Source organism: Empedobacter sp. UBA5987, assembly GCF_002429865.1.
Taxonomy (GTDB): domain Bacteria; phylum Bacteroidota; class Bacteroidia; order Flavobacteriales; family Weeksellaceae; genus Empedobacter; species Empedobacter falsenii_B.
Genome location: NZ_DJBB01000055.1, coordinates 69996 through 96425 on the forward strand (window position 1 = coordinate 69996; position 26430 = coordinate 96425).

Annotated in this window: 23 protein-coding genes; 12 read left to right on the forward strand and 11 right to left on the reverse strand. The window is 32.2% G+C overall.

The genetic code is table 11. The features are described 5' to 3' along the window. Positions 1 to 50: 50 nt before the first annotated feature. Together B3J26_RS09390 and B3J26_RS09395 are read left to right on the forward strand one after the other, a co-directional pair. Positions 51 to 683 carry a bifunctional nuclease family protein gene (locus tag B3J26_RS09390; protein ID WP_291074279.1) on the forward strand — a complete coding sequence of 211 codons (633 nt, stop codon included), beginning with the start codon at positions 51 to 53 and terminating at the stop codon, positions 681 to 683. Between the two features lie 18 nt (positions 684 to 701). Then, positions 702 to 2078, forward strand: coding sequence for a nucleoside permease (locus B3J26_RS09395; protein WP_291064143.1), 1377 nt, complete (start codon positions 702 to 704; stop codon positions 2076 to 2078). A gap of 70 nt (positions 2079 to 2148) precedes the next feature. Here the strand turns inward: B3J26_RS09395 and B3J26_RS09400 are convergent, their stop codons facing one another. The 3 genes from B3J26_RS09400 to B3J26_RS09410 form a co-directional block, all read right to left on the reverse strand. Next, the gene (locus B3J26_RS09400) at positions 2149 to 2646 is read right to left on the reverse strand and encodes a dihydrofolate reductase (protein WP_291074280.1); all 498 of its coding nucleotides are present in this window, start codon (positions 2644 to 2646) and stop codon (positions 2149 to 2151) included. Between the two features lie 67 nt (positions 2647 to 2713). Next, positions 2714 to 5248 carry a M1 family metallopeptidase gene (locus tag B3J26_RS09405; RefSeq protein ID WP_291074282.1) on the reverse strand — a complete coding sequence of 845 codons (2535 nt, stop codon included), beginning with the start codon at positions 5246 to 5248 and terminating at the stop codon, positions 2714 to 2716. An 88-nt stretch (positions 5249 to 5336) separates the two neighbouring features. Beyond that, positions 5337 to 6131, reverse strand: coding sequence for a thymidylate synthase (locus B3J26_RS09410; protein WP_291074284.1), 795 nt, complete (start codon positions 6129 to 6131; stop codon positions 5337 to 5339). Between the two features lie 335 nt (positions 6132 to 6466). Between B3J26_RS09410 and rlmB the strand changes: the two genes are divergently transcribed. Both rlmB and B3J26_RS09420 read left to right on the forward strand, forming a co-directional pair. Beyond that, positions 6467 to 7216 (forward strand): 23S rRNA (guanosine(2251)-2'-O)-methyltransferase RlmB, encoded by a 750-nt coding sequence (gene rlmB / locus B3J26_RS09415; protein ID WP_219034413.1) that lies wholly within the window; start codon positions 6467 to 6469, stop codon positions 7214 to 7216. A 12-nt stretch (positions 7217 to 7228) separates the two neighbouring features. Further along, positions 7229 to 7546, forward strand: a complete 318-nt coding sequence (locus B3J26_RS09420; protein WP_125349789.1) for a hypothetical protein — start codon at positions 7229 to 7231, stop codon at positions 7544 to 7546. A gap of 34 nt (positions 7547 to 7580) precedes the next feature. Here B3J26_RS09420 and B3J26_RS09425 read toward each other — a convergent pair whose 3' ends face one another. Both B3J26_RS09425 and xrtF read right to left on the reverse strand, forming a co-directional pair. Beyond that, the gene (locus B3J26_RS09425) at positions 7581 to 8027 is read right to left on the reverse strand and encodes an exosortase F system-associated membrane protein (protein ID WP_125349788.1); all 447 of its coding nucleotides are present in this window, start codon (positions 8025 to 8027) and stop codon (positions 7581 to 7583) included. Continuing rightward, on the reverse strand, positions 8017 to 8559 hold the full coding sequence (xrtF, locus tag B3J26_RS09430; protein WP_180905205.1) for an exosortase family protein XrtF: 543 nt from the start codon (positions 8557 to 8559) through the stop codon (positions 8017 to 8019). Before xrtF ends, B3J26_RS09425 begins: the two co-directional genes overlap by 11 nt. Before the next feature lie 95 nt (positions 8560 to 8654). Between xrtF and B3J26_RS09435 the strand changes: the two genes are divergently transcribed. The 3 genes from B3J26_RS09435 (at position 8655) to gyrB (ending at position 11865) form a co-directional block, all read left to right on the forward strand. Then, positions 8655 to 9101, forward strand: coding sequence for a GAF domain-containing protein (locus tag B3J26_RS09435; protein ID WP_038332644.1), 447 nt, complete (start codon positions 8655 to 8657; stop codon positions 9099 to 9101). A gap of 6 nt (positions 9102 to 9107) precedes the next feature. Then, the gene (rsmG, locus tag B3J26_RS09440; RefSeq protein WP_125349806.1) at positions 9108 to 9734 is read left to right on the forward strand and encodes a 16S rRNA (guanine(527)-N(7))-methyltransferase RsmG; all 627 of its coding nucleotides are present in this window, start codon (positions 9108 to 9110) and stop codon (positions 9732 to 9734) included. Positions 9735 to 9921: 187 nt separating this feature from the next. After that, a complete protein-coding gene (gene gyrB, locus B3J26_RS09445; RefSeq protein WP_125349786.1) occupies positions 9922 to 11865 on the forward strand; it encodes a DNA topoisomerase (ATP-hydrolyzing) subunit B in 1944 nt (647 codons plus the stop codon). 81 nt (positions 11866 to 11946) lie between these two features. Here gyrB and B3J26_RS09450 read toward each other — a convergent pair whose 3' ends face one another. The 4 genes from B3J26_RS09450 to B3J26_RS09465 form a co-directional block, all read right to left on the reverse strand. Next, complete coding sequence (locus B3J26_RS09450; protein WP_291074286.1) at positions 11947 to 14223, reverse strand: cation:proton antiporter; 2277 nt, start codon at positions 14221 to 14223, stop codon at positions 11947 to 11949. Between the two features lie 98 nt (positions 14224 to 14321). Beyond that, complete coding sequence (locus B3J26_RS09455; RefSeq protein ID WP_291074288.1) at positions 14322 to 14981, reverse strand: LytR/AlgR family response regulator transcription factor; 660 nt, start codon at positions 14979 to 14981, stop codon at positions 14322 to 14324. Between the two features lie 31 nt (positions 14982 to 15012). Continuing rightward, positions 15013 to 15771, reverse strand: coding sequence for a sensor histidine kinase (locus B3J26_RS09460; RefSeq protein WP_038332654.1), 759 nt, complete (start codon positions 15769 to 15771; stop codon positions 15013 to 15015). A gap of 96 nt (positions 15772 to 15867) precedes the next feature. Continuing rightward, entirely contained in the window at positions 15868 to 17490 is a 1623-nt protein-coding gene (locus B3J26_RS09465; protein WP_038332655.1) for an ABC-F family ATP-binding cassette domain-containing protein, read from the reverse strand. Between the two features lie 66 nt (positions 17491 to 17556). Between B3J26_RS09465 and smpB the strand changes: the two genes are divergently transcribed. Both smpB and B3J26_RS09475 read left to right on the forward strand, forming a co-directional pair. Next, positions 17557 to 18009, forward strand: a complete 453-nt coding sequence (gene smpB / locus B3J26_RS09470) for an SsrA-binding protein SmpB (RefSeq protein ID WP_038332657.1) — start codon at positions 17557 to 17559, stop codon at positions 18007 to 18009. 66 nt (positions 18010 to 18075) lie between these two features. Continuing rightward, positions 18076 to 19566, forward strand: a complete 1491-nt coding sequence (locus B3J26_RS09475; RefSeq protein ID WP_291074290.1) for an OmpA family protein — start codon at positions 18076 to 18078, stop codon at positions 19564 to 19566. 75 nt (positions 19567 to 19641) lie between these two features. Here B3J26_RS09475 and B3J26_RS09480 read toward each other — a convergent pair whose 3' ends face one another. Then, positions 19642 to 21273 carry an ABC1 kinase family protein gene (locus tag B3J26_RS09480; protein ID WP_291074292.1) on the reverse strand — a complete coding sequence of 544 codons (1632 nt, stop codon included), beginning with the start codon at positions 21271 to 21273 and terminating at the stop codon, positions 19642 to 19644. A gap of 241 nt (positions 21274 to 21514) precedes the next feature. Between B3J26_RS09480 and rpsA the strand changes: the two genes are divergently transcribed. The 3 genes from rpsA (at position 21515) to B3J26_RS09495 (ending at position 25034) form a co-directional block, all read left to right on the forward strand. Then, positions 21515 to 23341: a 30S ribosomal protein S1 gene (gene rpsA / locus B3J26_RS09485; protein WP_115001847.1), complete on the forward strand. Its 1827-nt coding sequence runs from the start codon at positions 21515 to 21517 to the stop codon at positions 23339 to 23341. 194 nt (positions 23342 to 23535) lie between these two features. After that, complete coding sequence (locus B3J26_RS09490; RefSeq protein ID WP_038332665.1) at positions 23536 to 24012, forward strand: Lrp/AsnC family transcriptional regulator; 477 nt, start codon at positions 23536 to 23538, stop codon at positions 24010 to 24012. Positions 24013 to 24026: 14 nt separating this feature from the next. Then, positions 24027 to 25034 (forward strand): EamA family transporter, encoded by a 1008-nt coding sequence (locus tag B3J26_RS09495; protein WP_221854523.1) that lies wholly within the window; start codon positions 24027 to 24029, stop codon positions 25032 to 25034. 56 nt (positions 25035 to 25090) lie between these two features. Here B3J26_RS09495 and B3J26_RS09500 read toward each other — a convergent pair whose 3' ends face one another. Further along, complete coding sequence (locus B3J26_RS09500; RefSeq protein WP_219034404.1) at positions 25091 to 26404, reverse strand: Ig-like domain-containing protein; 1314 nt, start codon at positions 26402 to 26404, stop codon at positions 25091 to 25093. Positions 26405 to 26430 lie beyond the last annotated feature (26 nt).

A 26430-nucleotide genomic window follows, 5' to 3' on the forward strand; every position in this document is an offset into this window, starting at 1 on the left:
CATTAAAAAAAGATTAAATATTCATCAGTTTTTCATAGATTTACACCCAAATGGACAATTTAATTAGATTAAATATTAAAGGAATTTCTTACAGTCAAACTCAGACTGGCGCATATGCGTTGATTCTTGAGGAAAATGTAGGAGGAAGAAAGTTACCTATTATTATTGGGAGCTTCGAAGCGCAATCAATCGCATTAGCTTTAGAGAAAGATATTAATCCACCTCGTCCATTAACACACGATTTGTTTATTTCATTAGGAAAAGAATTTCAATTGAATGTTGAATCTATTTATATTTATAAATTAGAAGATGGCGTTTTCTATTCGAATATTATTTTTGTGAATAACGATGGACAACGTGCCGAAATTGATTCGAGAACTTCTGATGCAATTGCGTTGGCTGTTCGTTTCAATGCACCTATCTATGCCTATGATAATGTTGTAGAAAAAGCTGGAATTCATTTGGACGTTATTGAAGAAGAAGAAAATATACGTCGCGCAGCAAATAACTTCGAAGATGATTTGGATATCTTAGCTGGTTTAGAAAGTGATTTGTCTGAAATCAATGAATATGAAGGTTGGACAAAATCTGAACTTGAAACTGAGATGGAAAAAGCTGTGAAGAATGAAGATTACGAATTGGCAGCTCGCCTTCGTGATCAAATCGAAAACATGGGAAACTAATAACTATTTCAAATAATTATGTCTTTAAAAACTAGACTAATCATCATGAACTTCTTACAATTATTTGTTTGGGGAGCATGGTTAATAACTATCGCAAACTATTGGTTTGGTACAAAACAATGGGATGGAACCAAATTTGGGTTAATATTTTCAACAATGGGTTTCGCTTCATTAATAATGCCTACAATAACAGGTATAATTGCAGATAGGTGGATTAATGCAGAAAAGTTGTATGGATTTTTACATATAGCTTATGCTGCAGTACTTTTTTATTTACCTCAAGTAAATGATCCGAATACTTTTTTTTGGGTTATGTTGATAGCAATGGCTTGTTATATGCCTACAATTGCTTTAAATAACTCGATTTCTTACACTGTTTTAAAATCTAATAATTATGATGTTGTAAAAGATTTTCCTCCAATTAGAGTATGGGGAACTGTTGGGTTTATTGTTGCAATGTGGATTACAAATCTTTCTGGTAATAAAGCAACCGAATATCAGTTTTATATTGCTGGAGTAGCAGCTGTTATTCTTGGATTGTACGCTTTTTTTACAATACCAGCTTGTAAACCACAAAAAACTAATACTGAATCTACAAGTTTTGTTCAGTTGTTAGGGTTGGATGCGTTTAAATTGTTTGCGAATTATAAAATGGCATTGTTTTTTATTTTTGCAATGTTTTTGGGTGGAGCATTACAATTAACGAATGCTTATGGAGATGTTTTTTTGGATGAGTTTAAACACTTTCCGAAATATGCTGATTCATTTGTTATTAAATATTCTACAATTATTATGTCAATTTCTCAAGTTTCTGAGACATTATTTATTCTTGCAATTCCATTTTTCTTAAAGAGATATGGTATTAAGAAAGTAATGTTAATCTCAATGTTAGCTTGGGTTTTACGTTTCGGATTATTAGGATTCTCTAATCCGCAAGAAGGTTTATGGATGATTATTTTATCTTGTGTTGTTTACGGAATGGCTTTCGACTTCTTTAATATTTCGGGATCATTATTTGTTGAAACAAATACTGATTCTAGAATAAGATCTTCTGCACAAGGATTATTTATGATGATGACAAATGGTTTTGGAGCTGTTTTCGGCAGTTTAACTTCGGGATGGTTAATTGATAAATACTTCACAAAATCATTCAATAACACACAAGAATTATCAGTGTTTTTAGATACTACCCCAGATAATAACTTAATGCTAGATTATATTAAAAATAATGGAATTACTATTACTGACGGAGTTTTTGATAAAGCATTAATGTTTAAAGATTGGGAGCATATCTGGCTAACATTTGCATTATATGCATTAGTAATTGCTATTTTATTTGCTATTTTATTTAAACATAAACACAATCCAGACGAAGTACAAGATGTTAAGCATTAAGTTGTTAAATTAATAAAATATAAAAGCAAGAATTTTGGTTCTTGCTTTTTTTTTTATGCTCGTAAGTTTTCTAATTTTCTTTATCTGCTCTTTTATACGTCACAAAGGAGTAAGCATACGGATGCTTTTCATCTTTTTTGAAATCTTCTCGCTCAACTTCTTCCCATTCGTCCGAGTCAATTTCTGGGAAATAAGTGTCTCCATCAAATTCGTGATGAACTTCTGTGATGTACAGAACATCAGTAAATTCTATCGCTTGTTTATAAATATTTCCACCACCGATAATGTAAATATCATCGTCAATTTTTTTCGCAGCTTCTATTGCTTTTTGTAAAGAAGAAGCAATTTCGATATCTTCTGCATTCCAATTCTGATCTCTTGTCACAACAATATTGGTACGATTTGGTAAAGGTCTACCCAATGATTCGAACGTCTTTCGTCCCATAATAATAGGATGTCCAGAAGTTAAACTTTTGAAATGTTTCAGATCATTTGGTAAATGCCAAATCAAATCGTTTTTTGCACCAATTACGTTGTTGCTTGCTTTTGCTACTACAATGTTTATCATAAGTTATAAGGTAAAAAAAGCTATCCTCTAGCAAGGATAGCTTAACAAATATAATAATTTTAGCGAATTATTTCATTTTATTTAGTGCATCTTGTAATTGCTCCACTTGTTTTGCAATAGATGCAGATTTAATTGTTTTTGCAGCATTCGTTTTCACTTGCAACGCTTTTTCAGCCATCATTTTTATAGCTTGGCTTGCTTGTGGATTTTGCTCTTTCAAGTATGGATAGTAACGCGAATATGTTTTAGCAATTTCAGCTGTTGCATCTGGCGTATCATTATTCATAATCCAATTGAAAGCTTGTTCAGCAATTTTTCCTTTTTCTGGATCTTGGAATTTTACGAATTCATACATCGCAGCAGATTCAGAAATTAAAGCAGCTTTATCCAATTGATTATTTTTAATCCAAGTCGGAACTAATGCCATTGCTAAATCTGGCGAACCTTTAATTACTTCATTATCAAGATTAGTTGTTAAATCATTAATTTTTGAAGGATTATTTTTTAAGATTCCTGTTAATGAAGCTCCTTGAACACTAAAAGATGGGCTTTTTGAAGCTTTCTCGAAAATGGTTGCATCATAAATATTGGCATCATTCAAAGCACTCAAAGCAGCTGCTTGTACCAATGTTTTAGGATCGTTAGATGCTAATTGTTTTAATTTTGATGAAGCTTTATCTACAATCGTTTTTGATTTTGTATCCAATTTATGAATCGCATAAATTCTTAATCCATCAAATGAATCATCTAACGCATTAACCAATGCATCAGCAGCTTTTGGATTAGTTGCTTGCGCATTTGCCATTGCTTCAATCGCTAATAAACGCGTCGTGTAATTTCCTTTTCCAGCTTTGTATTGCGCGATAAAATCTTCAACAGGTTTTTTATCGTCGATATCTGCTAATAAAACTTGATCCGCATTTGGAATAACGACATCAGGTTTTTGGTTTGCTGCAAATTCAAAAACAGTTTCGGCTTGTTTTGGAACCCAAACTTGTTGACGTGTTGTTTTACCATTCTCAACAATATCGATCGCAAAAGGGAATTCAAATAATTTTGAAGCATCTTGACGAACAACAACTTTTACTTTTTTATTCGTTGAAGAATAGTCTGAAACAATAGTTAATTTTGGATGACCATTTTCGTAATACCATTGATTGAAAAACCAGTTCAAATCACGACCAGAAACTTCTTCCAAAGCCAAGCGTAATTGTGCAGATTCAGCTTTTCCGTATTCGTTATCTTTCAAATATTTATTCAAACCTTTGAAGAAAGCATCATCTCCTAAGAAATTTCTCAACATATGTAAGATGATTCCACCTTTATTGTACGAAACGCCATCAAACATGTCTTCGCGAGAATTGTAATGAACTCGAACCAAATTTTTCGTTGGTCCATCGCCTTGTTTATAACCAAACATTTCGTTGTAACGATGCTCATCCGCTTTCTCTTTTCCGTATTTATATTCGAACCATAAATATTCAGAATAATTAGCAAAAGATTCATTCACTGTTAAATTTCCCCAACTTTCTGCCGTAACTAAATCTCCAAACCAATGGTGAAATAATTCGTGCGCAATCACATATTCCGCCGTATTTTCATCGACTAATTGACCAGCTTTTTGCTGAACACCATCATGAAATAAAGAAGCTGTTGTATTTTCCATTGCTCCAGAAACATATTCGCGAGCTGTCATTTGCGCATATTTGTCCCAAGGATAAGGATAGTTTAATTTATCAGAAAAGAACTGAATCATTTCTGGCGTATTACCAAAAATTTGCTTCGCAATATCTTTATATTCTGGCTCTACGTAATAATCAACATTGATATTTTTCCATTTATCATTGATGACTGCGTAATCTCCAATCCCGAAAAAGAATAAATATGGCGCATGTTTTTTATCGAATTTCCAATAATCAGTTTTTGTTCCGTCCGAATTTTTCTTTGAAGATTTCATCGTTCCATTTGATAATGAAACATATTTATCCGGATATGTTAACGTGATTTCTTGTGAAGTTTTTTGATTTGTTTTATCAATTGTCGGGAACCAACAAGAAGAAGATTCTGTTTCGCCTTGTGTCCAAATTTGAGTTGGATAATTTGGTCGATCACCTTTTGCATTGATAAAATAAACACCTTTTGCATCGTTTATCGCCGCACTTCCTTCTTGTTTTACTTCGTTCGGACGCGCTGTATACTTGATGTAAAGCGTATATTCTTGATCTTTTTTGTATTCTTTATCCAAATCGATGACCAATTGTAAATCATCATATTTATAATTTAATTTCTTTTTTGTAGCACCATTCACCAAAGCAACTTCGCTAATCAGCATAGCTTTTGCGTCTAACGTAACTTTGTTTGTTGCATAAAAATGTGGTTTCAGCGTTACCCAAGCTTCACCTAAAACGTGCTCTTTTGTATAATCAAATTTAAGATCCAATTTGGTATGAACAAGATTGTTGATTCGTTCTGCCTCCGCACGATAAATATCTAATTTATTCGTTTGGTTTTCGTTGTAACTCGGTGGTGGCGTCATTACTTGCGCATTAGTAAGACTTGATATAATAAAGGCTGATGAAAGCCAAAGAATGCGTTTTTTCATTGTAAAATTTTATTTCTATTGGTTGATAATTTTCTTGAAAAGTTACAAAAAAAGCCTCCAATTTGGAGACTTTAAGTATATTTTATGATTAAACCGCTACAATTCCTTTGATATGTGGGTGAGCTTGATAATTTTCTAATTCGAAATCTTCGTATGTAAAATCAAAAATGTCTTTTACATTAGGATTGATTTTCATTGTCGGTAATGGAAAAGGTTCACGCGTTAATTGTAATTCAACTTGTTCGAAATGATTTTTGTAAATGTGTGCATCTCCAAACGTATGAACAAAATCGCCAACTTCTAACTCACAAACTTGCGCAACCATCATTTGTAATAACGCATATGACGCAATGTTGAATGGAACACCTAAGAAAATATCTGCACTACGTTGGTACAATTGCAACGATAATTTTCCATCATTCACATAAAACTGAAAAAATGCGTGACAAGGCGCTAAAGCCATTTGATCTAATTCACCAACATTCCAAGCAGAAACTATTATTCTACGCGAATCTGGATTATTTTTTATTTGATCAATTGCAACTTTAATTTGGTCAGCAACTTCTCCATTTGGTTTTCCCCATGAACGCCATTGATGTCCATAAACAGGACCTAAATCACCATTTTCGTCGGCCCATTCGTTCCAAATTCTAACACCGTTATCTGTTAAATATTTGATGTTTGTATCACCTTTCAAAAACCACAACAATTCGTAGATAATCGATTTTAAATGTAATTTTTTAGTCGTCACCAAAGGGAAGCCTTCCGACAAATCGAAACGCATTTGGTAACCAAAAATACTTTTCGTTCCCGTTCCTGTTCTGTCTTCTTTAAAAGCGCCTTCTGTCAAAACCTTTTTACATAAATCGTGATATTGTTGCATTTTGAGTATATTTAACCTTTCAAATTTAGTGAATTTTTTTAGAATGAAAATTAGTTTAATTCTTACAATTTTAGTGCTTTTTATGTTTTTTGCTTCATATAGCAAATCAGATTTTGGACGAAAAATTGCGCAACATTTTTATTTTCAAACTTTATTTAATGTTGTTTTGGTGGTTGTTTTTGTGTCAAAAATTGTTCATATCAAACTAAATTTAATCTCAATGATTTCGCTAATTGTTATTGGTTGCATGTTGTATATGAGCTTTCCAAATTATTTACAACAATTGAAGAGAAGGATAGGTAAATAGTTACGTATAATTTTTTATCTTTGCACTTATGAAAAACGAAGCGGGAATTTTTGGTTTAAGACCAGTAATAGAAGCGATTGAAGCAGGGAAAACAATCGACAAAATTTTTATTCAAAAAGGTTTACAAGGTGAAATTTTTTCTGAATTGAGAAAATTAATCACTGAATATGAAATTCCTGTAAGTTATGTACCTGTAGAAAAACTAAATCGTTTTACAGGAAAAAATCACCAAGGAGTCTATGCATTTATTTCGCCAATCGAATTTGATTCAATCGAAAATGTATTACCTCAAATTTGGGAACAAGGAAAAACACCTTTTATCTTGATTTTAGATCGTGTTTCTGATGTTCGTAATTTTGGTGCAATCGCTCGTACAGCAGAATGTGTTGGTGTTGATGCAATTATTATTCCAGCAAAAGGTTCGGCTTCTGTAAATGCAGATGCGATCAAAACTTCGACAGGAGCGTTGTACAATATTCCGGTTTGTAAAGAAGGAAATTTAGTGAATGTTATTAAATATTTACAATCGGCTGGAATCTCAATTTTTAGTGCTTCTGAAAAATCAGCAGAATTTATTTATGATGCAGATTTCTCTGTTCCTGCAGCTATTGTGATGGGAAGTGAGGAAGATGGAGTTTCGGATTCTATTATTAAAATTTCGGATAAAATTATTAAATTGCCTATGGCTGGACAAACTGCTTCACTGAATGTTTCGGTTGCGGCTGGAGCGATTTTGTACGAAGCTGTTCGCCAAAGAATGTTACAAGATTTATTTTAAAAACATATAACGATGACCTATTCTACTTTTATTGGATTTTTGTTGATTGCGATTAGCGTTGCAATGTACTATTTTACAAATTTAGATATCTCAAGATTATTTGCGGACAAAGAATTTTTAGTCGGAATAACAGGAGGTGCTGGAGTTGGATTTATACTTGGTGGATTCTTAGGTTGGTTGTACAAATACAAAGCAGTGAACAAAGCGAATGCAGAAATTGCAAACGAAGAAAAACGTAAAGTTGCAGAACAAAAAGCACAAGAAGCAGCTGCAAAAGAGCAAGCAAAGTTAGATGCGCAACAAGAAAAAGAAGAATCAGGTTTATTGTAAAATATAAATTAGATAAAATAAAAACGGTCGAAAATTAATTTTCGACCGTTTTTTTATGTTGTATTTCTTGGTAATAAAAACAAGGAACTAAAATTAATAAAAACATGGGCTGAATGAGAAATCTTCTCACATAAAATAAAACCATTTCGCCTGATGAAAAATGTGTTGAAATCAAATAATTATAGATTGGTAAAAGAACGATTAATCCGATAATCATAATAATGATAGAGAATTTAACGTAACTTTTTTTCCAGAAAATAAACCAAACAATTAATACCGTTAATAATGTATTAATTAGATAGCGAACCATCAGACTTGCGTTTAATTTTGGTAAATCAATTTCAGGAAATTTTGAATGTCCAACAAAATGAAAGTATTCTAAGAAAGGATCATAAAATAAAATATCTTCAAATTTTCGGACTAATATTAATCCAAAAACAAGTAAAACTGCAATTGCATAACGTAAATATTTATTTAGCATTTTGCTTATTGTATTTTGTTACAAAAAATTTGATCCAAACAATCCAAAGAATCACGATTGAACCATAAATAATTGCAGGGAATAGATAATCGTGCGCCATTTTACCATATTCTGCGTGGTATCTAAAAATATAATTTAACAACATAATTCTCGAAATATTCATCACAAAAAGAATTGCTAAACCAGACAAAATAAACAAAAAAGTTTGTTTGAAATTCGTGTAAAAAGCAACGATAAACGCTATGAAAATTATCAAAATAGAAATCGCATTACAACCTTCATTTACAATAGACGCGACTTGTCCGTCCATTACCAAACGCATCCAAGGTTGATTTTCTGCAATATTAGAAAAAGTAAAAAAACCACATTTGTTCAAACCAAAAGCTGTTACATCAGATGTTAATTTTGTAAATGGATCAGGGGTATTGTGCGGTAAATATTGATCCAAATACAATTTATAAGCTAAACTTAAAATAATGTAAGTTCCTAAAAAACGTGCAAGGAATAACAATAAAGGTTTAAATTCTTTCATTTGGTTAAAAAATCTTGAACAAATATAAATGAAAAACGTCAACTTTTGATTAAGTTATGATTAATCAATAAATTTGCTTTTTTAGAAGTAACAAAATGCAAGATTTACATAAACGCGTGGATGTCATAATTGATAGCGCAATTTCTACGGAAGATAGATTACAAAAGATTTGTCAATTGTTGAGTGACGAAGTTGAATACTATAATTGGGTGGGATTTTATTTCAAGAATGGAGATAAAAATGAACTAAAACTTGGACCTTATGTTGGTGCAGCTACCGATCATACAATAATTCCTTATGGTAAAGGAATTTGTGGGCAAGTGGCAGAATCTAACGAAACTTTTGTTGTGCCAGACGTTTATGCACAAGATAATTATTTGGCTTGTTCAATAGAAACGAAAGCTGAAATTGTTGTTCCAATTTTCAAAAATGGAGAAAATATTGGTCAAATTGATATCGATTCGCACAAAATTAATCCGTTTACAGAAGACGATACAAAGTTGTTAGATTACGTTTGTCAGCGAGTTTCAGAAATTATTTAAGCAATGATTGATTTAATTTTAAAATATTTTCCTGATTTAACGGAGAAACAAATCGAGCAATTTTCGAAAGTTGGTGATTTGTACAAAGAATGGAACGATCAAATCAATGTTGTTTCTCGAAAAGATATTGACGAAATTTATACGAATCATATTTTACATTCGTTAGCGATTGCAAAAGTGATGGAGTTTGCAGATGGTTCTTCTGTTCTTGATGTAGGAACTGGCGGAGGTTTACCAGGAATTCCGTTGGCAATTTTGTTTCCGAATGTTCAGTTTCATTTGGTTGATTCTATAGGAAAAAAAATAAAGGTTGTAAAAGGTGTGGCTGATGGTTTAGGTTTGACGAATGTAAAAGCTGAACAGAAGCGTGCCGAAGAGTTGACAGATAAATATGATTTTGTTGTTTCTCGTGCGGTAACAGCAATGCCAAGATTTGCGGAATGGATTCGCGGGAAATTCAAAAAAGAAGCGATTAATCCTTTTCCAAATGGTTTGTTATACCTAAAAGGAGGCGATTTGACAGAAGAATTAGCAGGTTTTCCAAATGCAGTTTTATTTGATATTCAAAACTTTTTTGACGAAGATTTTTTCGAAACGAAAAAAGTCGTTTACCTAGAAAAGAAAGATATTTAATTTATAGAAATTATATACTTCAAAACCGAAATCAATTTGATTTCGGTTTTTTATTTTAACAATTATTGAATTAATCCAAAAAATGATGTTTAAAACGTTATTTTATCCAATACTTTAAGTTCTTTTTAAGAGGTTTTCTCGTCAAAATTCACTATATTTGTTTGTTTTAAAAAGTTAGAGACATATTATGAGTAATAACACATATACGGCGGATAATATCCAAGCGTTAGAAGGAATGGAGCACGTACGTCTTCGTCCATCGATGTACATTGGTGACGTCGGAGTTAGAGGATTACACCACTTAGTTTACGAGGTTGTTGATAACTCTATTGATGAAGCTTTAGCAGGATACTGTGATACAATCAAGGTGACAATTTTAGAAGGAAACTCGATTCGTGTAGAAGATAACGGACGTGGTATTCCTGTCGACTTACATAAAAAAGAAGGAAAATCTGCATTAGAAGTTGTAATGACGAAAATTGGTGCAGGAGGTAAGTTTGATAAAGATACGTACAAAGTTTCTGGAGGTTTGCACGGTGTTGGAGTTTCGTGTGTTAATGCACTTTCTAACCATTTATCGGCAGAAGTTTTCAAGAACGGAAAACAATATATTCAGGAATATTCGAAAGGGAAACCTTTGTATGATGTAAAAGAAGTTGGAACGACTGATAAAAGTGGTACAACAGTTACTTTTACGCCAGATGATACAATTTTCCAAGAAGTACAAACATATAACTATTCTACTTTAGCAAATCGTTTGCGTGAGTTAGCTTTCTTAAACAAAGGAATCAATATTGTATTGGTTGACGAACGCGAAAAAGATGCTGATGGAAATCCTGTAACAGAAACTTTTCATTCTGAAGAAGGATTAAAAGAATTTGTTGAGTTTATCGACGGTAGCCGCGAATCTATCATGGACAAAGTAATCTTCATGGAAGGTGAACGTGATGGAATTCCAGTTGAGGTTGCAATGCGATACAATACATCGTATAACGAAAATGTGCATTCGTATGTAAATAATATCAATACACACGAAGGTGGAACGCATTTATCTGGTTTTCGTCGTGCATTGACACGTACATTGAAAAAATATGCTGAAGAAAACTTTAATCTTGCAAAAGAAAAAGTTGAAATTGTTGGAGATGACTTCCGAGAAGGATTAACAGCAGTTATTTCGGTAAAAGTAATGGAACCTCAATTCGAAGGTCAAACAAAAACGAAATTAGGAAACTCTGAGGTTTCTCCTGCGGTAGATAAAATTGTGGCAGAAATGTTAACGAATTTCTTAGAAGAGAATCCAACAGAAGCAAAACAAATTGTTGATAAAGTAATTTTAGCAGCAAAAGCTCGTCAGGCAGCGAAGAAAGCTCGTGAAATGGTACAACGCAAAAATCCAATGGGAGGAAGCGGATTGCCAGGGAAATTAGCGGATTGTTCATCTCGTAAACCAGAAGAATCTGAGTTATTCTTAGTCGAGGGAGATTCTGCCGGAGGAACGGCAAAACAAGGTCGTGATCGTCATTTTCAAGCAATTTTACCATTGCGTGGTAAGATTTTGAATGTAGAGAAAGCGATGGCGCACAAAGTTTTGGATAACGAAGAGATTAAAAATATTTATACAGCTTTAGGTGTAACAATCGGAACTGAAGAAGATTCAAAAGCACTTAATATCTCAAAATTACGTTACCACAAGGTTGTAATTATGACCGATGCCGATGTCGACGGTTCTCACATCGCGACATTAATTTTGACATTCTTCTTCCGTTATATGAAAGAATTGATTGAGCAAGGACATATTTATATTGCAACGCCACCTTTATATTTGATCAAAAAAGGAGCGAAAGCAGAATATGCTTGGGACGAAAAAGATCGTGAGCGTTTAACTGCAGAATTCTCTACAGATGGTTCTGGTAAAGGAGTTACAATTCAACGATATAAAGGTCTTGGGGAAATGAACGCGGAGCAATTATGGGATACAACACTTAATCCAGAACACAGAACGTTGCGTAAAGTAACGATTGACAATGCGACAGAAGCAGATCGCGTGTTCTCTATGTTGATGGGTGATGATGTACCGCCTCGTCGTGAGTTTATCGAGAAAAATGCACACTATGCAAAAATTGATGTTTAATCGATTTTGAATGATATAAAACAAAAAATCCAGCTTTTCAGCTGGATTTTTTGTTTTACTTTATGAATCTTATAAAAAATGTTACTCAGAAATAATCAAAGTTGTTGGTACATTGGAAATCCAAATGCTTTTTGTTTCGATTAAGTTTTTCCAACTTTCCATACTAATCATCATCAAATCCATTTCATCCAAAAACTCTTTATCCAATTGTTGCTTGTACGAAAGACTAATATGATTTGGTGCAATATTTTCGATACTACGAATAATTTCTTTTACTTCTGAATGACGTTTTGTGTAACCGCTCACGTCTACAATAATAATTTGAGATTCGCTATTCGAGATTAAACGTTGTGCATATTTCAGTAAATCGGCATCTTTATTTCCGAAAAGAGGAAGAAAAACTTTCTCAGCTTTTGTGAAATTTTTGTCCAAAACAATTCCAACAGGAACGGTTGATTTGTTCAATAATTGTTTCGTTCTTTCGTTGAAAATTGAATGATCAAACATGTTTTCTTTTCCAGTAACTTGACCAATTAAAATATCTGGATCAATAATTTTAGTTGTAAATCCTAAAATATTACCCAACAACGAACCCGAATAAATAGAATTTCTTACACCCATCAACATCAAATCGTAATCACCTTTTTGCGCAACATCAACGGTGTCGAAAACCATATCAGTAGACACTTTGAACATGGTTGTTACATCTTGGTGTAATTCTTTGGAAACCTCAATAATCGGTTCGAAAATTTCTGCTTCTCTATCTTCAAGATTGAAATGTTGCACTTCGCTACTTTTCATCACATGAATTGCAGAAACAAGTGAATTTTCGTCTTGTTTTTTGATAAAGCTATTAGCTATTCGCAATAATTCAGCACCTTTTTCGGGTGTTTGAAAATCAATTAAAATTTTATATTTCTGACTTTGACTAATTTCAGAAAGTTCATTTTCTGTCTTTTGTTTTCGAAAAATCCAATTGATTAAATCTAAAGCTGGACCTGTCATAAAAGTTGTGACCAAAGCCATTATCACCATCATAGCGAAAACTTCTGGTGTTAAGACACCTAAATCATATCCAATGTTTAACACGACTAATTCCATCAAACCTCGTGTATTCATTAAAGCACCGATGGTCAAACTATCTTTCCAATTTTGTCCTACAAACTTTGCGGCGACTGCACTTCCAACAAATTTTCCTGTTACAGCAACCAAAATAATCAATCCCGCTGTTTGCCATAAATGTGGACTATCTAATAATCCAATTTGCGTTCTTAAACCTGTAAAAACAAAGAATAGTGGAAGTAATAAAACTAATGAAACATCTTCTATTTTTTCGATGAATAAATTTCTGAATTTTACATTTTCTGGCATAATTGTTCCAGCTAAAAAAGCTCCAAATAATGCATGAATTCCAATGATTTCGCTTAAATATGAAGAAATAATTAAGACCAAGAAAAAGATTCCTATGATAGGTTTTGTAAGCGTTGTTTTGCTCGAATGTACGTCTGCAATGCGCTTTAGAAAAGGGCGAACGAAACGAACCATTGCGATAACGTAAATAATTGCCAGTAAAATCACGTAGATTGAACTGATGAATGAACCGGCTTTTACGATGGCGATAACCGCAGCTAATAAACACCAAGCTGTGATATCGTCGGCAGCAGCGCAAGTAATTACAATAGAACCTAAGCGAGTTTTACTAATTCCGCGTTCTTGTACAATACGAGCCAAAACGGGAAAAGCTGTAATACTCATCGAAATACCGATAAAAAGGGCAAATGATAAAAAGTTAATTCCTTCTGGTGCGAATTCCATATAAATTAATCCAGCCAAAGCCAAACCAAGTGTAAATGGAATAATGATACTTGCATGACTGATAACTATGGCGTCTTGTGCATTTTTCTTTAGCACTTTCAGGTCTAATTCCATCCCGATAACATACATGAATAGGATCAAACCTATCTGACTGATAAATTCTAAGTTTCCTAACGATTCTTTTGGAAAAAGATCTCCGAAAAATTCTGGGAAATGCATTCCTATAAAAGAAGGACCAAGGAAAATACCTGCAATAATTTCTCCAATTACAGTTGGTTGTCCAATTTTATTAAAAATCCATCCAAAAACCCTTGCGGTAAATATAATGGTCACAATTTGTGCTAATAAAATAGCAAGCGGATGTCCAATATTATGCGTAATACTGTTGATGAAATCATTGAAGTAATTGCTTCCGTTTGCAGCTTGTACAACATGTTTTCCTGCTTCCATTTCTTCTGCTCTTATCACAATAAAATACATCATGATTGAACAAAGTAGAATGGTTACGATATAAAAAATTGAATTTCTTGTCGATTTTTTCATGGCGTTAATTTTCAACAAAAGTCAGAAATTAATTTACAGAAAAATATCAATATTTTTTAAACTCGAGTAAAATGTAATGAAATGGATTTTTTTTGTAATCAAATTGAAATTTGAGCAATAAAATTAGCTTTGTAAACTTCGCTTAATACCAAATTGATTTCTTTATTCTCTTTCGATAAAATGTCTAAAGTAACATTGTCTGAGTGGAAATATTTGATGTGATGTAAGCTAATTATTTCTCGTTTATTGATGCGGACAAAATCTTTTTCGGGTAACATTTCTGATAATGCATCGAGTGTGATATTTTTCAAAATTAAGAACGATAAATCTTGATAATAAACCACTTTATCACGGCTGTCAACACTAGAAGTTGTAATGTACAAAATTTGATTAAACTGCAACAAAATTTTTCCTTTGTCTGAATTTAATTGTACAAAATTATTTGGTGTCGAAAAATTATTTTGTAAACGTTTTTTTACTTTGTCAACAGCTTGTTGTAAACGTTCTTTTTTAATTGGTTTTTGAATATAATCTGTCGCGTCTAAATCAAAAGCATCAACAGCATATTCCTTATAAGCAGTGGAAAAAATAAACGGTTTTTCTTTTAATAAATTAGCGATCTGTAAACCATTAATTTTAGGCATTTCAATATCTAAAATACAAAAGTCAAAATCGATATTTTCGATTTCGTTAATGAATAATTCAGGATCAACATAAGCTTTCACAACTTCTATGTCTTCCATTTGTTCACACAACATTTTCAGGTATTTTAACCCAAGAATTTCATCGTCAATTAGTATGCATTTTAGTGTAAAACTCATGTAGATTTATTTTTAAGTTGGCTACAAAAATATCTTGTTCTATAGTTTTAGAAAGTGAAAAATCGTCGTCGTAAACCATTTTCAAGCGATGTTCTAAGGATTGACTTCCATGTCCGCCAGTTTCTTTTTTTAAACTATTTTTTGGTGAAATTTTATTCATTACCTGAATTTGAAATGATTTATTATTCAGTTCAAGCAAAATTTTTATGAATGAATTGGCTTGTTGGAAATCGGTGTGTTTGAAAGCATTTTCAATAAAATCAATACTTAATAAAGGTAAGATAATTTTTTCTTGATAATAAGGTGAAGTTTCATCAATTTTCGTTTTAACTTGAAAATCAAACAAAGGCGAAACTTTTACTTTATTAATTTCAATAAAGTTTTTAGTGAAATCTATTTCATCTTTTATCGTCACAAAATTGTCTTTGCTTTCGTACAAAATATAATCCAACACATTTGCCAATTTATCAATCGTATAATAGGTTTGATAAGCATTTGACTGAATAGAATTAAGTATGTTTTTGAATAAATGAGGATTCAGTTTAGCTTCGTATGACTCCAATTTTAACTCATCAACTTTTGTAGATAAATTGTCTAAACGTTGCGTTTGCTCATGACTTATTTTTTTCTCAGATTTTAATGAATGGATTAAATATGTAATCATAATGATTAGAAAAATAATCAATGCAATAATGAGATAAAGTAATATGGTAGGAAGTTGAATCATGCGAAAAATTCTAACTCAAAGATAGAATAATTTATGAATAAAAAAATCCAGAAAGTAGAACCTTCTGGATTTTTAGAAATATGGTGAAAGAAATTATTAAGCGTAATATTTTGCTTTTAATTCTTTTACTTTTGGATCATCTAAGAATTCATCATACGTCATATAACGATCGATGATTCCGTTTGGAGTTAACTCGATAATACGGTTACAAGTTGTTTGAATCAATTCGTGGTCATGAGAACCCATTAAAATTGTTCCTTTGAAATTAACCAAAGAATTATTCAATGCTGTAATCGATTCTAAGTCTAAGTGACCTGTTGGCTCGTCTAACAATAATACGTTTGCACGTAATAACATCATGCGAGAGAACATACAACGCATTTTTTCACCTCCTGATAAAACAGAAGATTTTTTAAGAGCTTCGTCTCCAGAGAATAACATTTTCCCTAAGAAACCACGCATAAATTCTTCGTGACGTTCATCGTCTGATTCTGTATATTGACGTAACCAATCAACCAAGTTGATATCTTCTTTGAAGAAATCTGTATTATCTAAAGGTAAATACGCTTGTGTTGTTGTAATTCCCCAAGTAAAATCTCCAGAATCTGGCTGAGCTTTTCCTGAAAGAATTTCAAAAAATTGAGAAACCGCTTTCGAGTTGCGAGAGAAAATACCAATTTTATCACCTTTTTTCAAGTTGATGTTCGCATCTTTAAATAAAACTTCTCCATCTACAGAAGCAGATAAATTGTTTACTTCTAAGATTTGATCACCAGCCTCACGCGATTGTTCCCAGATAAGTGCTGGATATCGACGAGAAGAAGGTTTGATATCTTCGATATTTAATTTCTCGATCATTTTTTTACGAGAAGTCGTTTGTTTTGCTTTAGCAACGTTAGAAGAGAAACGAGCAATGAAATCTTGTAATTCCTTTTTCTTTTCCTCTGCTTTTTTGTTTTGTTGTGCACGTTGTTTTGCAGCTAACTGAGAAGATTCGTACCAGAATGTGTAGTTACCAGAATATAGGTTTAATTTAGAGAAATCTAAATCACAAATATGCGTACAAACCGCGTCTAAGAAGTGACGGTCGTGCGATACAACAATTACAGTATTCTCGAAATTACCTAAGAAATCCTCTAACCATTGAATTGTATTAACGTCCAATTCGTTGGTAGGCTCATCTAAGATTAACACGTCAGGATTTCCAAATAAAGCTTGCGCAATCAAAATACGAACTTTTGCTTTATTATCTAAATCTCCCATTAACGTATAATGCATATCCGAATCGATTCCTACATTAGATAATAATGTAGCAGCATCAGATTCTGCATTCCATCCGTTCATTTCTTCATAAACGACACCTAATTCTCCTGCTTTGATACCATCTTCTTCAGAAAAATCTGGTTTAGCATATAAAGCATCCATACGTTCTTTAATATCGTATAATACTTTATTTCCACGTAAAACAGTATCCAATACTGTATATTCGTCATATTTGAAGTGATTCTGTTCTAAGACAGACATACGTTTTCCTTTTTCAAGACTAACTTGTCCTGAAGTTGGATCGATTTCACCTGATAATATTTTTAAGAAAGTAGATTTTCCTGCTCCATTAGCACCAATTATCCCGTAACAGTTGCCATTTGTAAATTTTATATTAACTTCGTCGAAAAGTACACGCTTGCCGAATTGAAGCGATAAATTAGAAACATTTAACATAATTTTTGGTATGATGTTTGTTTGACCTTCCGGCAAAGTTACAAATTTTAATTGGAATAAAATAAAGTGCAGAAAGAAGTTACGATTAAGAATAAACGTGCAAGGTTTGAGTATGAATTATTAGATTCTTACGAAGCCGGCATCCAATTATTTGGGACTGAAATAAAATCTATCCGAATGGGAAAAGCTTCGATTACCGAAAGTTTTTGTCAAATGAAGGATGGAGAACTCTATATTGTTAATATGTTTATTGACGAATATGATTGGGGAACATACTTTAATCATAAAACGAGACGAGACAGAAAACTTTTATTACAAAAATCTGAGTTGCGAAAATTGGAACGCAAAACGAAAGAGACAGGATTGACAATTGTAGCAACCACGCTGTTTATAAACAATAAAGGGTTGGCAAAATTGAAGATATATTTGGCAAAAGGGAAGAAACTTTTTGACAAAAGAAACACAATAAAAGGAAAAGATTTGAAAAGAGATTTGGATAGAATGATAAAGAATTCTTAAATTTGTCTTATAATTGTATAAAAATTAAGTAAAATTTAATATATTTAAAACGCTAAATATTTGATAATGAAAAAGTTTAATCTATTATTATCTGCAGTAGTATTATTCCTAGCGGGTAATTCTTTTGTAGATGCTCAGAATTCTAAGAATCCTTGGGCAATTACAGTTGGTGCTCACGCAGTTGATCACAACTCGATCACTGGACCATTCAACCAGTATTTCAAAACAGATAATTGGGATATCGTTCCTCCTTTATCTAAATTATCTATCATCCGTAACTTAAACAGATCTTTTGATGTTGATTTAACTGCTTCAGTAGGTGAAGTTGATAACAACAGATTACGTATCAAAGATGAATTATTCATCAATGCTGGTTTAGGTTTACGTTATAAGTTAGCTAATGGTTATATCTTAAAAGAAGATTCTTGGTTTGATCCATATATCCGTGTAGGTGCTGGTTACCACAGATACGACTACACAGGATTACAATTTCCATTAACAGCTTACTATGGTAATGGTGATGGAAATGAAACTTACCAATTAACAGAAGTTGAAGATTTAGAGAAAAATCACTTTGTAGCTTCTTTAGGTGCTGGATTTAACTTATGGTTTACTAAAAACTTTGGTTTAAACGTTGCTTCTGATTACAACTGGTTACCAGCTTACGGAGGAAACAATTATTTCGATTTCTTCCAACACACAGTAGGTGTTACTTTCCGTTTCGGAAAACAAGATAGAGATGGTGATGGTATTCCTGATGACGAAGATGCATGTCCAGATACTCCAGGTATCGCTACAAATGATCCATCTACAAACGGATGTCCAGATACAGATGGTGATGGAATCTTTGATAAAGATGATGCTTGTCCAACAGAATTTGGTTTAGCTGAATTCCAAGGTTGTCCAGATACAGATGGTGATGGTGTTCCAGATAAAGATGATGCTTGTCCTACAGTTGCAGGTCCAGTAGAAAATAATGGATGTCCTTGGCCAGATACAGATGGTGATGGAATCTTTGATAAAGATGATGCTTGTCCAAACGAATATGGTTTAGCTGAATTCCAAGGTTGTCCAGATACAGATGGAGATGGTATTCCAGATAAAGATGATGCTTGTCCAACAGTAAAAGGACCAAAAGAAAATAATGGATGTCCATGGACAGAAGTTCACGTAGCAAAACGTTTATCTAATATTTTATTCGAATACAACTCTGATAAAATTGTTCCTTCTTCTTACGAAGATGTACGTGTAGCTGCTCAAATTTTAAATTCTGATGATTTAAAAGAAAAAAGCTTCTACATTGACGGACATGCTGACCAAAGAGGTAAAGACGCTTATAACAAAACATTATCTTTAAAACGTGCTCAAGCGTTAGTTAATATTTTAGTTGAAAGAGGTGGAGTGGATAAAGCTCGTTTAACTGCTCGTGGTTTAGGAAAATCTCAATTGTTATGTACTGAAAACACTGAAGAGTGTTACCAAAGAAACAGACGTGTTGAGGTATTACCTAGAACAGCTGTAGTAACTGAAACAAAAGTTATCAAAAAGAAAAAATAATTCTTTAAAACGATAATATACAAAAATAGCCACCTCATTGAGGTGGCTATTTTATTTTTATGAAATTAGGATTAATTATTTCTTTCTAAAAACCAATATAATGATACAACAAGCTGTAAACACTGATAGTAAATATCCAATCCAAGAAAGTAATGGCATGTCCAAAATCATTGGACGAACAGTAGTGTTAGCAAGCATACTTGCTCCAATTCCGAAAGCTAAAGTAAGAATGGCTAAAACCAGTTTATTAATACTGTCTTTTATTAATTTCTGAATATTATCTATTTGATCAATCTTAAAGTTTAAAGCCAATTTATCATTGTTTACTTTTTCAATTAATTTCAAGGTGTCTTCTGGTAAATCGTTGATTAAATCCTGAATATCTTTAAAATTATCAATTGCTTTTTTACTCAAATATTTTGGATGAAATTTTTGTCGAGCCAATTTTACGGCATAAGGACGCATCGAGCGTTGGACATTAAGATCAGCGTGTAATTGTTGTCCAATTCCTTCTATAAGCGCAATTCCGCGTAGTAAAATATAAACATATTCGGGTAATAAAACATGATTTCGCTGTAGAATATTGTTGAATTTCTTAATGATGATTTGAACTTCTATTGTATCGACAGTATTGTATTCTAAATAATCAAAAATATCTGCAATGTCACGTTCCAATTGTTTTTCGTTCTCGATATAATGTTTAATCGCCATTTTTTTGAGTGAACGAACAATTCGTTTCGGATTTTTTAATCCAAAATCAATTACAACATTTTCTAAAGCCTCTTTTTCGTTGATGGCTAAAATTCCCATCGAACCAAAATCTATAAAAGCAAGTCGTCCATCTTTTAAAATAAAAATATTTCCGGGATGTGGATCGGCATGAAAAAAACCGTCATCAAGTAATTGTTTCAAATAAATATCAAAACCTTTCTGTACGATTTTTTTCGGATCAACTCCTAAAGCATCTAACTGTTCAACATCATTTACCTTGAAACCATCTATGAATTCCATGCAAAGAAAATTATTGTTCGAATAATCTTCGTACGTTTTTGGCACATAAACATCTTTACTATTCTCAAAGTTTTTCCTGAATCGTTCAATATTTTGAAATTCATTGGTTAATGAAAGTTCTTTCAGAATTGAATTTTCAAATGATTTTTCGATTTCAGAAATGAATAATTTTTGAAGTTTCTCATATTTTTTTTCCAAAAAATGAACAATATCTCGAATCAGGGCTAAATCAGATTCAATTATTTTCTGAATATTAGATCGTTTTACTTTGAAAACAACTTTTTCACCATTCAATAAAGTTGCGCGATAAACTTGCGAAATACTTGCTGCAGCAAAAGGTTGTTCTTCTATAAAAAGAAAATGTTCGTCAGGTTCTATTCCAAATTCGTCTCTAATTTTTTGTTTGATGTCAATTTCTTCTGGCGGAACATTATCTTGTAATTTTTTTAGTTCTTCAACCAAAGATTCAGGAACCAAATCTTTTCGATTACTCAATAATTGTCCAAATTTTATATAGGTCGGACCAAGTTCTTCCAAAGCCATTCGGAAACGTTGATTGAATGATTGGTTGAAAAATTCGGTATCGTGATCAGAATGAAACAAATCATTTCCGCGAGAAAGAATTTCTTCAAAACCATATTTAGAAACGACTTTTACGATTTTAGAAAATCGTTTTATTTTCTTTAGACTATCCATAAAGTTGAGATTCGATTACAAGTTACGAATAAACAAGGGTGCAATTCGTTTATAAAATCTTAAATTTCTTTGAGTTGAATCTAAAATTATTCCAAATATTAAAATATTATTGTTTATCTTTGCACTCGCTAAAATGGTTTAGGAATCAAGCAATTAATTATTAAGTTAAACATCTCTCGGTCATTTATTTGCATTTGAAGATTCCAAAATAAAATAGATTGAGATACAAATTTTTAGAATTATGTCTAAAGAAACAAAACAAGAGGAGGTACAAGAAGTTGTATTAAACACTCCAGTATTAGACGCGTCTGCTAATGCAAACGTAGCGCCAGAATCATTTGATTGGGAATCTTTCGAATCAGGATTAAACGAAGAAGATCGTAAAGAAAAAGCTGAATTAGAGCAAATGTACGATACAACTTTAGAAGACTTACATGAGAATGAAGTATTCAAAGGACAAGTTGTACGTATTACAGATAAAGAAGCTATCGTTGACATCAACTTCAAATCAGAAGGTGTTATTTCATTAAACGAATTCCGTTACAACTCAGACTTGAAAGTTGGGGATATCGTTGAAGTAATGGTTGATCAACGTGAAGATAAAAATGGACAATTAATTTTATCTCACAAAAAAGCTCGTACATTAAATGCATGGGATGCTGTTAACAAAGCACACGATTCTCAAGAAATCGTTAACGGTTACATCAAAGCTCGTACTAAAGGAGGTATGATCGTTGACGTATTCGGAATTGAAGCTTTCTTACCAGGTTCTCAAATCGATGTTAAACCAATCCGTGATTACGAACAATTCGTAGGAAAAACTATGGAGTTCAAAGTTGTTAAAATCAACCCAGAATTCAAAAACGTAGTAGTTTCTCACAAAGCGTTAATCGAGGCTGATATCGAAGTTCAGAAAAAAGAAATCGTTGCTCAATTAGAGAAAGGACAAGTATTAGAAGGTGAAGTTAAAAACATCACATCTTACGGTGTATTCGTAGACTTAGGAGGTGTTGACGGTTTAATCCACATCACTGACTTATCTTGGTCTCGTATCAACCACCCATCTGAAATCTTAGAAGATGGACAAAAAATCAACGTTGTTATCTTAGATTTCGACGAAGATAAATCTCGTATCCAATTAGGTATTAAACAATTAGAGGCTCATCCATGGGATGCTTTAGATGCTGATATCAAAGTTGGTGATAAAGTTAAAGGAAAAGTAGTTGTTTTAGCTGACTACGGTGCATTCGTTGAGGTTGCTCCAGGTGTAGAAGGTTTAATCCACGTTTCTGAAATGTCATGGTCTACTCACTTACGTTCTGCTCAAGATTTCGTAAAAGTAGGTGATGAGGTTGAAGCAGTAGTTTTAACTTTAGATAGAGAAGAAAGAAAAATGTCTTTAGGAATCAAACAATTAACTCCAGATCCTTGGACAGATATTACAACTAAATACCCAGTAGGTTCTACTCACAAAGGTAAAGTTCGTAACTTCACTAACTTCGGTGTATTCGTAGAATTAGAAGAAGGTGTTGACGGATTAATCTACATCTCTGACTTATCTTGGACTAAGAAAATCAAACACCCATCAGAATTCTGTGCAGTTGATGATATCTTAGACGTAGTAGTTTTAGAATTAGACGTAGAAGCTCGTCGTTTATCTTTAGGTCACAAACAATTAACTGAAAACCCATGGGATCAGTACGAAGCTAAATATGCTGTAGGTACAGTTCACACAGGTAAAGCAGTTGACGTATTTGACAAAGGTGCTACAGTACAATTCGAAGATGCTGACGTTGAAGCTTTCGCTCCAGCTCGTACATTAGAGAAAGAAGACGGATCTCGTATCAAAAAAGGTGAAGAAACATCTTTCAAAGTTATCGAATTCAACAAAGAATTCCGTCGTGTAGTAGTTTCTCACACAGCAACTTTCCGTGAGGAAGAAGTTAAAGCTGAGAGATCATCTAACAACAATAACAACAATTCATCTAACACAATCGAAACTTCTACTTTAGGAGATATCGATTCATTAGCAGAATTGAAAAAGAAAATGGAAGAAGGAGGAAACTAATTCTCTAACCGAAATTTTTTAAAATAATAGAAAGGCTACTCATTTTTTGAGTAGCCTTTTCTTTTGAATAATGATGTTTTTTTTGGAATTTAAAATGAATTTAATTTACAGTTTAAAATAATATCAAGAATAAGATACAAATTTTAATATATTTTTTGAATATTATTCAAAATAGTCTTAATTTTGCAGTCGAAATGGAAAAGATAGAATTTAATTTAGATGCTACTGATTTGAAAATCATGCGATTAATGCAAGATAATGCACGCATTAACAATGCAGATATCGCAAGAGAATTGGGAATGGCACCTTCTGGAATATTAGAACGTGTGAAAAAGCTTGAAAATAAGCAAGTTATTTTGGCTTATCACGCAAAAATAAATCCAGTGGCAGTTGGACAAAAATTACTTTCGTATATGTTTATCAAAACCGTAGATATTATCGGTGATGAAACAGTAGGAAGACAACTTGCCGAAATTCCAGAAGTTTTAGAGGTTCATGATATTGCTGGAGAAGATGGTTATCTAATCAAAGTGAGAACTTCTGATAACGAAGGTTTGGTGGAATTGATGCGCAAACATTTGAGTAAAATTGGCGGAATCACTTCTACGCGTACAACTATAGTTTTACAAACAATAAAAGAAGAACAAAATATCGTTATACCAACGATTTAAAAAATAGAGATTGAATGAAAGGGAATCAACCAAGTAAGTGGCTGATTATTGCAGCATATTTCGTGGTTTATGTAGTTTGGGGATCAACTTATTTTTTTATAGATAAGGCTTTGCATGGTTTTAGTCCGTTTATTTTGGGTTCGTTTCGCTTTATTGCGGCGAGCACAATGTTGATGGGATATTGTAAGTTGAAAGGTTACAAGCTGTGGGATAAACAAATTGTGAAACAATGTATGTTTACAGGTTTTATGTTGTTGTTTATTGATATGGCTGGGATTATTTGGTCCGAACAATTTTTACCAAGTGGAATTGTTGCAATTATGGCAGCATCGGCAGCAATTTGGTTTATTGTCTTAGATAAACCGAAATGGAAACAAAATTTTTCAAGTATTCCTACGATTTTAGGTGTTTTGTTAGGTTTTGTTGGAGTTCTGATGTTATTCTATGAACAAACAACCACTGTGCACGCAGATGCAGATCAGCAGTTCTTAAATATGATTGGGTTGATTGTTCTGATCTTTTGTTCGATTGCTTGGACGTTAGGTTCTTTGTATTCAAAATATGTAACAGAAAAGCAGAAAAAAGAAGTTACAAAGCCAAAAGAAGATTTGAACATCATGGTCAAAACGGCTTGGCAAATGATTACTGCTGGTGTTTTGTTTAATACAGTTGCAATCTTCAATGGAGAATATGCTAATTTCAATTTTGCGAATGTTGCGATAGAAGATTGGTTGGCAATGGCTTATTTAACAACTTTTGGCTCTATTCTTGCTTTTGGTTCTTACGTTTGGTTGTTGCAATATCGACCAGCTGTGGAAGTTTCTACTTATGCGTATGTAAACCCTATTGTAGCCGTTGCATTGAGTTATTTTTTTACAGATGATGTCGTAACTCATTTGCAAATTTACGGTTTGGCAGTAATTTTGTTCAGTGTTTTATTAATGAACTGGAATCTTTATAAAAACACGAAATTAGTTCAAAAAATTCTGCATTTTGTTTCTCGTAAACATTATGCGCATTAAATATTATGATGATTATTAATAAGAAAGCTTCTCGATTTCGAGAAGCTTTTTTTGTATTATTGAGTTTTAAAATTAATAATTAATTCATTGTTGTCTAATTTTAATGGGTAGCCATCTTCTGATTTGAAACCATTTGAAATTACAAATTCATATTCTTTAGTTGGAGTTAATTCCATAGTTATTACGAATGTAGTGTTATCATTAGAGAAATTGATTTTTGTAAACTTAGGACTATACTCTTTTCCTTTTTTTGAGAATCTTATTGAATATTCTTTTGGATTCATTGGTTTAGAAAATATAATTTTAAATTCTTTGATAGATGAATCTATATTTGTTGAACCATTTTCGAAAGGCTCAATTTTTATGATATAAGGTTGTTTTTTTTCGTATTCTTTTATTAATTGATCTTTATCAAAACCTTCTTCGTAAAAACCAGATTTTCTTAGAAAATTTTCAACTTCTTTTTCATCTTGATAATTCAGTTCAATAATATCTTTTATCGCTTGTTTTTTATTTTTAGCTTGATTGTAATATGATTTACATATTTCATATCCAATAAAATATCCCAGATCAGCAGCTTCACCCTTTTGTCCTCCATTGTATAACCAATTTGAAAAATCATCTATAAACATCTCTTCTTTAAATTGTTTTTTCAAATCATCGAAGTGCTGTTTTCCATAAAAAATATATTGTTTTTCAATTGGTTCTCCTAAAACAAGCTCTGTAATAAAATCGCACGAACCTTCTTTTAGGGTATGGTGTAATAATGAGTTGTTTTCATTTGGTTTTTGTTGTGTGTGTACATATTCATGAATATTTAGTGAAATAATATTATCAAGTGATTGCTTCGCAAAAACATTTTTTAGCCAATCATTTTCAAATTCTGAAACATCTGTTTTTGGAATTCCTGTAGCGATTTCAGAACCAACTAAAACCATATTTTCATATAAAGTTCCACCTGAACGCAAGCCACCAATTGTAAAATACATTTCTCCTTCTTTTAGCTCAGGATATAGTTTTTTTAGTTTTTTTACAGCTTTAGTTAATTCTTTTGTTTTATTTTTTATGGTAAGTGTATTAGGTCTAATAGAATTCCAAAACTTAGGATAATTATCAATAAGTTTAATATAAAGAGTATCATTATAATCTCTTACTTTCATAAAGGATTTTAAACCTTTTGTCCCTTTATCAATGTATAAAGTATTAATGAATTTTATTTTTTGTGAATAATTATTTGTAGTTTGAATACTATCAAAAGCTATCCAGAAATTATCTATATCAGAAGTGTAAATTTTATTAGCTATTGAATTTTGTCCAAATGAAATACTCGTAAGAATAAAAAATATTAAAGCTAAAGTTTTATTTTGCATATTGTGTTTTTATATGAGATGTCAAT

What these genes read in the sequence shown, in the direction of transcription:
- B3J26_RS09390 (WP_291074279.1), top strand. Translation starts at nt 51, where the DNA reads ATGGACAATTTAATTAGATTAAATATTAAAGGAATTTCTTACAGTCAA.
- B3J26_RS09395 (WP_291064143.1), top strand. Translation starts at nt 702, where the DNA reads ATGTCTTTAAAAACTAGACTAATCATCATGAACTTCTTACAATTATTT.
- B3J26_RS09400 (WP_291074280.1), bottom strand. Translation starts at nt 2,646, where the DNA reads ATGATAAACATTGTAGTAGCAAAAGCAAGCAACAACGTAATTGGTGCA.
- B3J26_RS09405 (WP_291074282.1), bottom strand. Translation starts at nt 5,248, where the DNA reads ATGAAAAAACGCATTCTTTGGCTTTCATCAGCCTTTATTATATCAAGT.
- B3J26_RS09410 (WP_291074284.1), bottom strand. Translation starts at nt 6,131, where the DNA reads ATGCAACAATATCACGATTTATGTAAAAAGGTTTTGACAGAAGGCGCT.
- rlmB (WP_219034413.1), top strand. Translation starts at nt 6,467, where the DNA reads ATGAAAAACGAAGCGGGAATTTTTGGTTTAAGACCAGTAATAGAAGCG.
- B3J26_RS09420 (WP_125349789.1), top strand. Translation starts at nt 7,229, where the DNA reads ATGACCTATTCTACTTTTATTGGATTTTTGTTGATTGCGATTAGCGTT.
- B3J26_RS09425 (WP_125349788.1), bottom strand. Translation starts at nt 8,027, where the DNA reads ATGCTAAATAAATATTTACGTTATGCAATTGCAGTTTTACTTGTTTTT.
- xrtF (WP_180905205.1), bottom strand. Translation starts at nt 8,559, where the DNA reads ATGAAAGAATTTAAACCTTTATTGTTATTCCTTGCACGTTTTTTAGGA.
- B3J26_RS09435 (WP_038332644.1), top strand. Translation starts at nt 8,655, where the DNA reads ATGCAAGATTTACATAAACGCGTGGATGTCATAATTGATAGCGCAATT.
- gyrB (WP_125349786.1), top strand. Translation starts at nt 9,922, where the DNA reads ATGAGTAATAACACATATACGGCGGATAATATCCAAGCGTTAGAAGGA.
- B3J26_RS09450 (WP_291074286.1), bottom strand. Translation starts at nt 14,223, where the DNA reads ATGAAAAAATCGACAAGAAATTCAATTTTTTATATCGTAACCATTCTA.
- B3J26_RS09455 (WP_291074288.1), bottom strand. Translation starts at nt 14,981, where the DNA reads ATGTTGTGTGAACAAATGGAAGACATAGAAGTTGTGAAAGCTTATGTT.
- B3J26_RS09460 (WP_038332654.1), bottom strand. Translation starts at nt 15,771, where the DNA reads ATGATTCAACTTCCTACCATATTACTTTATCTCATTATTGCATTGATT.
- B3J26_RS09465 (WP_038332655.1), bottom strand. Translation starts at nt 17,490, where the DNA reads ATGTTAAATGTTTCTAATTTATCGCTTCAATTCGGCAAGCGTGTACTT.
- B3J26_RS09475 (WP_291074290.1), top strand. Translation starts at nt 18,076, where the DNA reads ATGAAAAAGTTTAATCTATTATTATCTGCAGTAGTATTATTCCTAGCG.
- B3J26_RS09480 (WP_291074292.1), bottom strand. Translation starts at nt 21,273, where the DNA reads ATGGATAGTCTAAAGAAAATAAAACGATTTTCTAAAATCGTAAAAGTC.
- rpsA (WP_115001847.1), top strand. Translation starts at nt 21,515, where the DNA reads ATGTCTAAAGAAACAAAACAAGAGGAGGTACAAGAAGTTGTATTAAAC.
- B3J26_RS09490 (WP_038332665.1), top strand. Translation starts at nt 23,536, where the DNA reads ATGGAAAAGATAGAATTTAATTTAGATGCTACTGATTTGAAAATCATG.
- B3J26_RS09495 (WP_221854523.1), top strand. Translation starts at nt 24,027, where the DNA reads ATGAAAGGGAATCAACCAAGTAAGTGGCTGATTATTGCAGCATATTTC.
- B3J26_RS09500 (WP_219034404.1), bottom strand. Translation starts at nt 26,404, where the DNA reads ATGCAAAATAAAACTTTAGCTTTAATATTTTTTATTCTTACGAGTATT.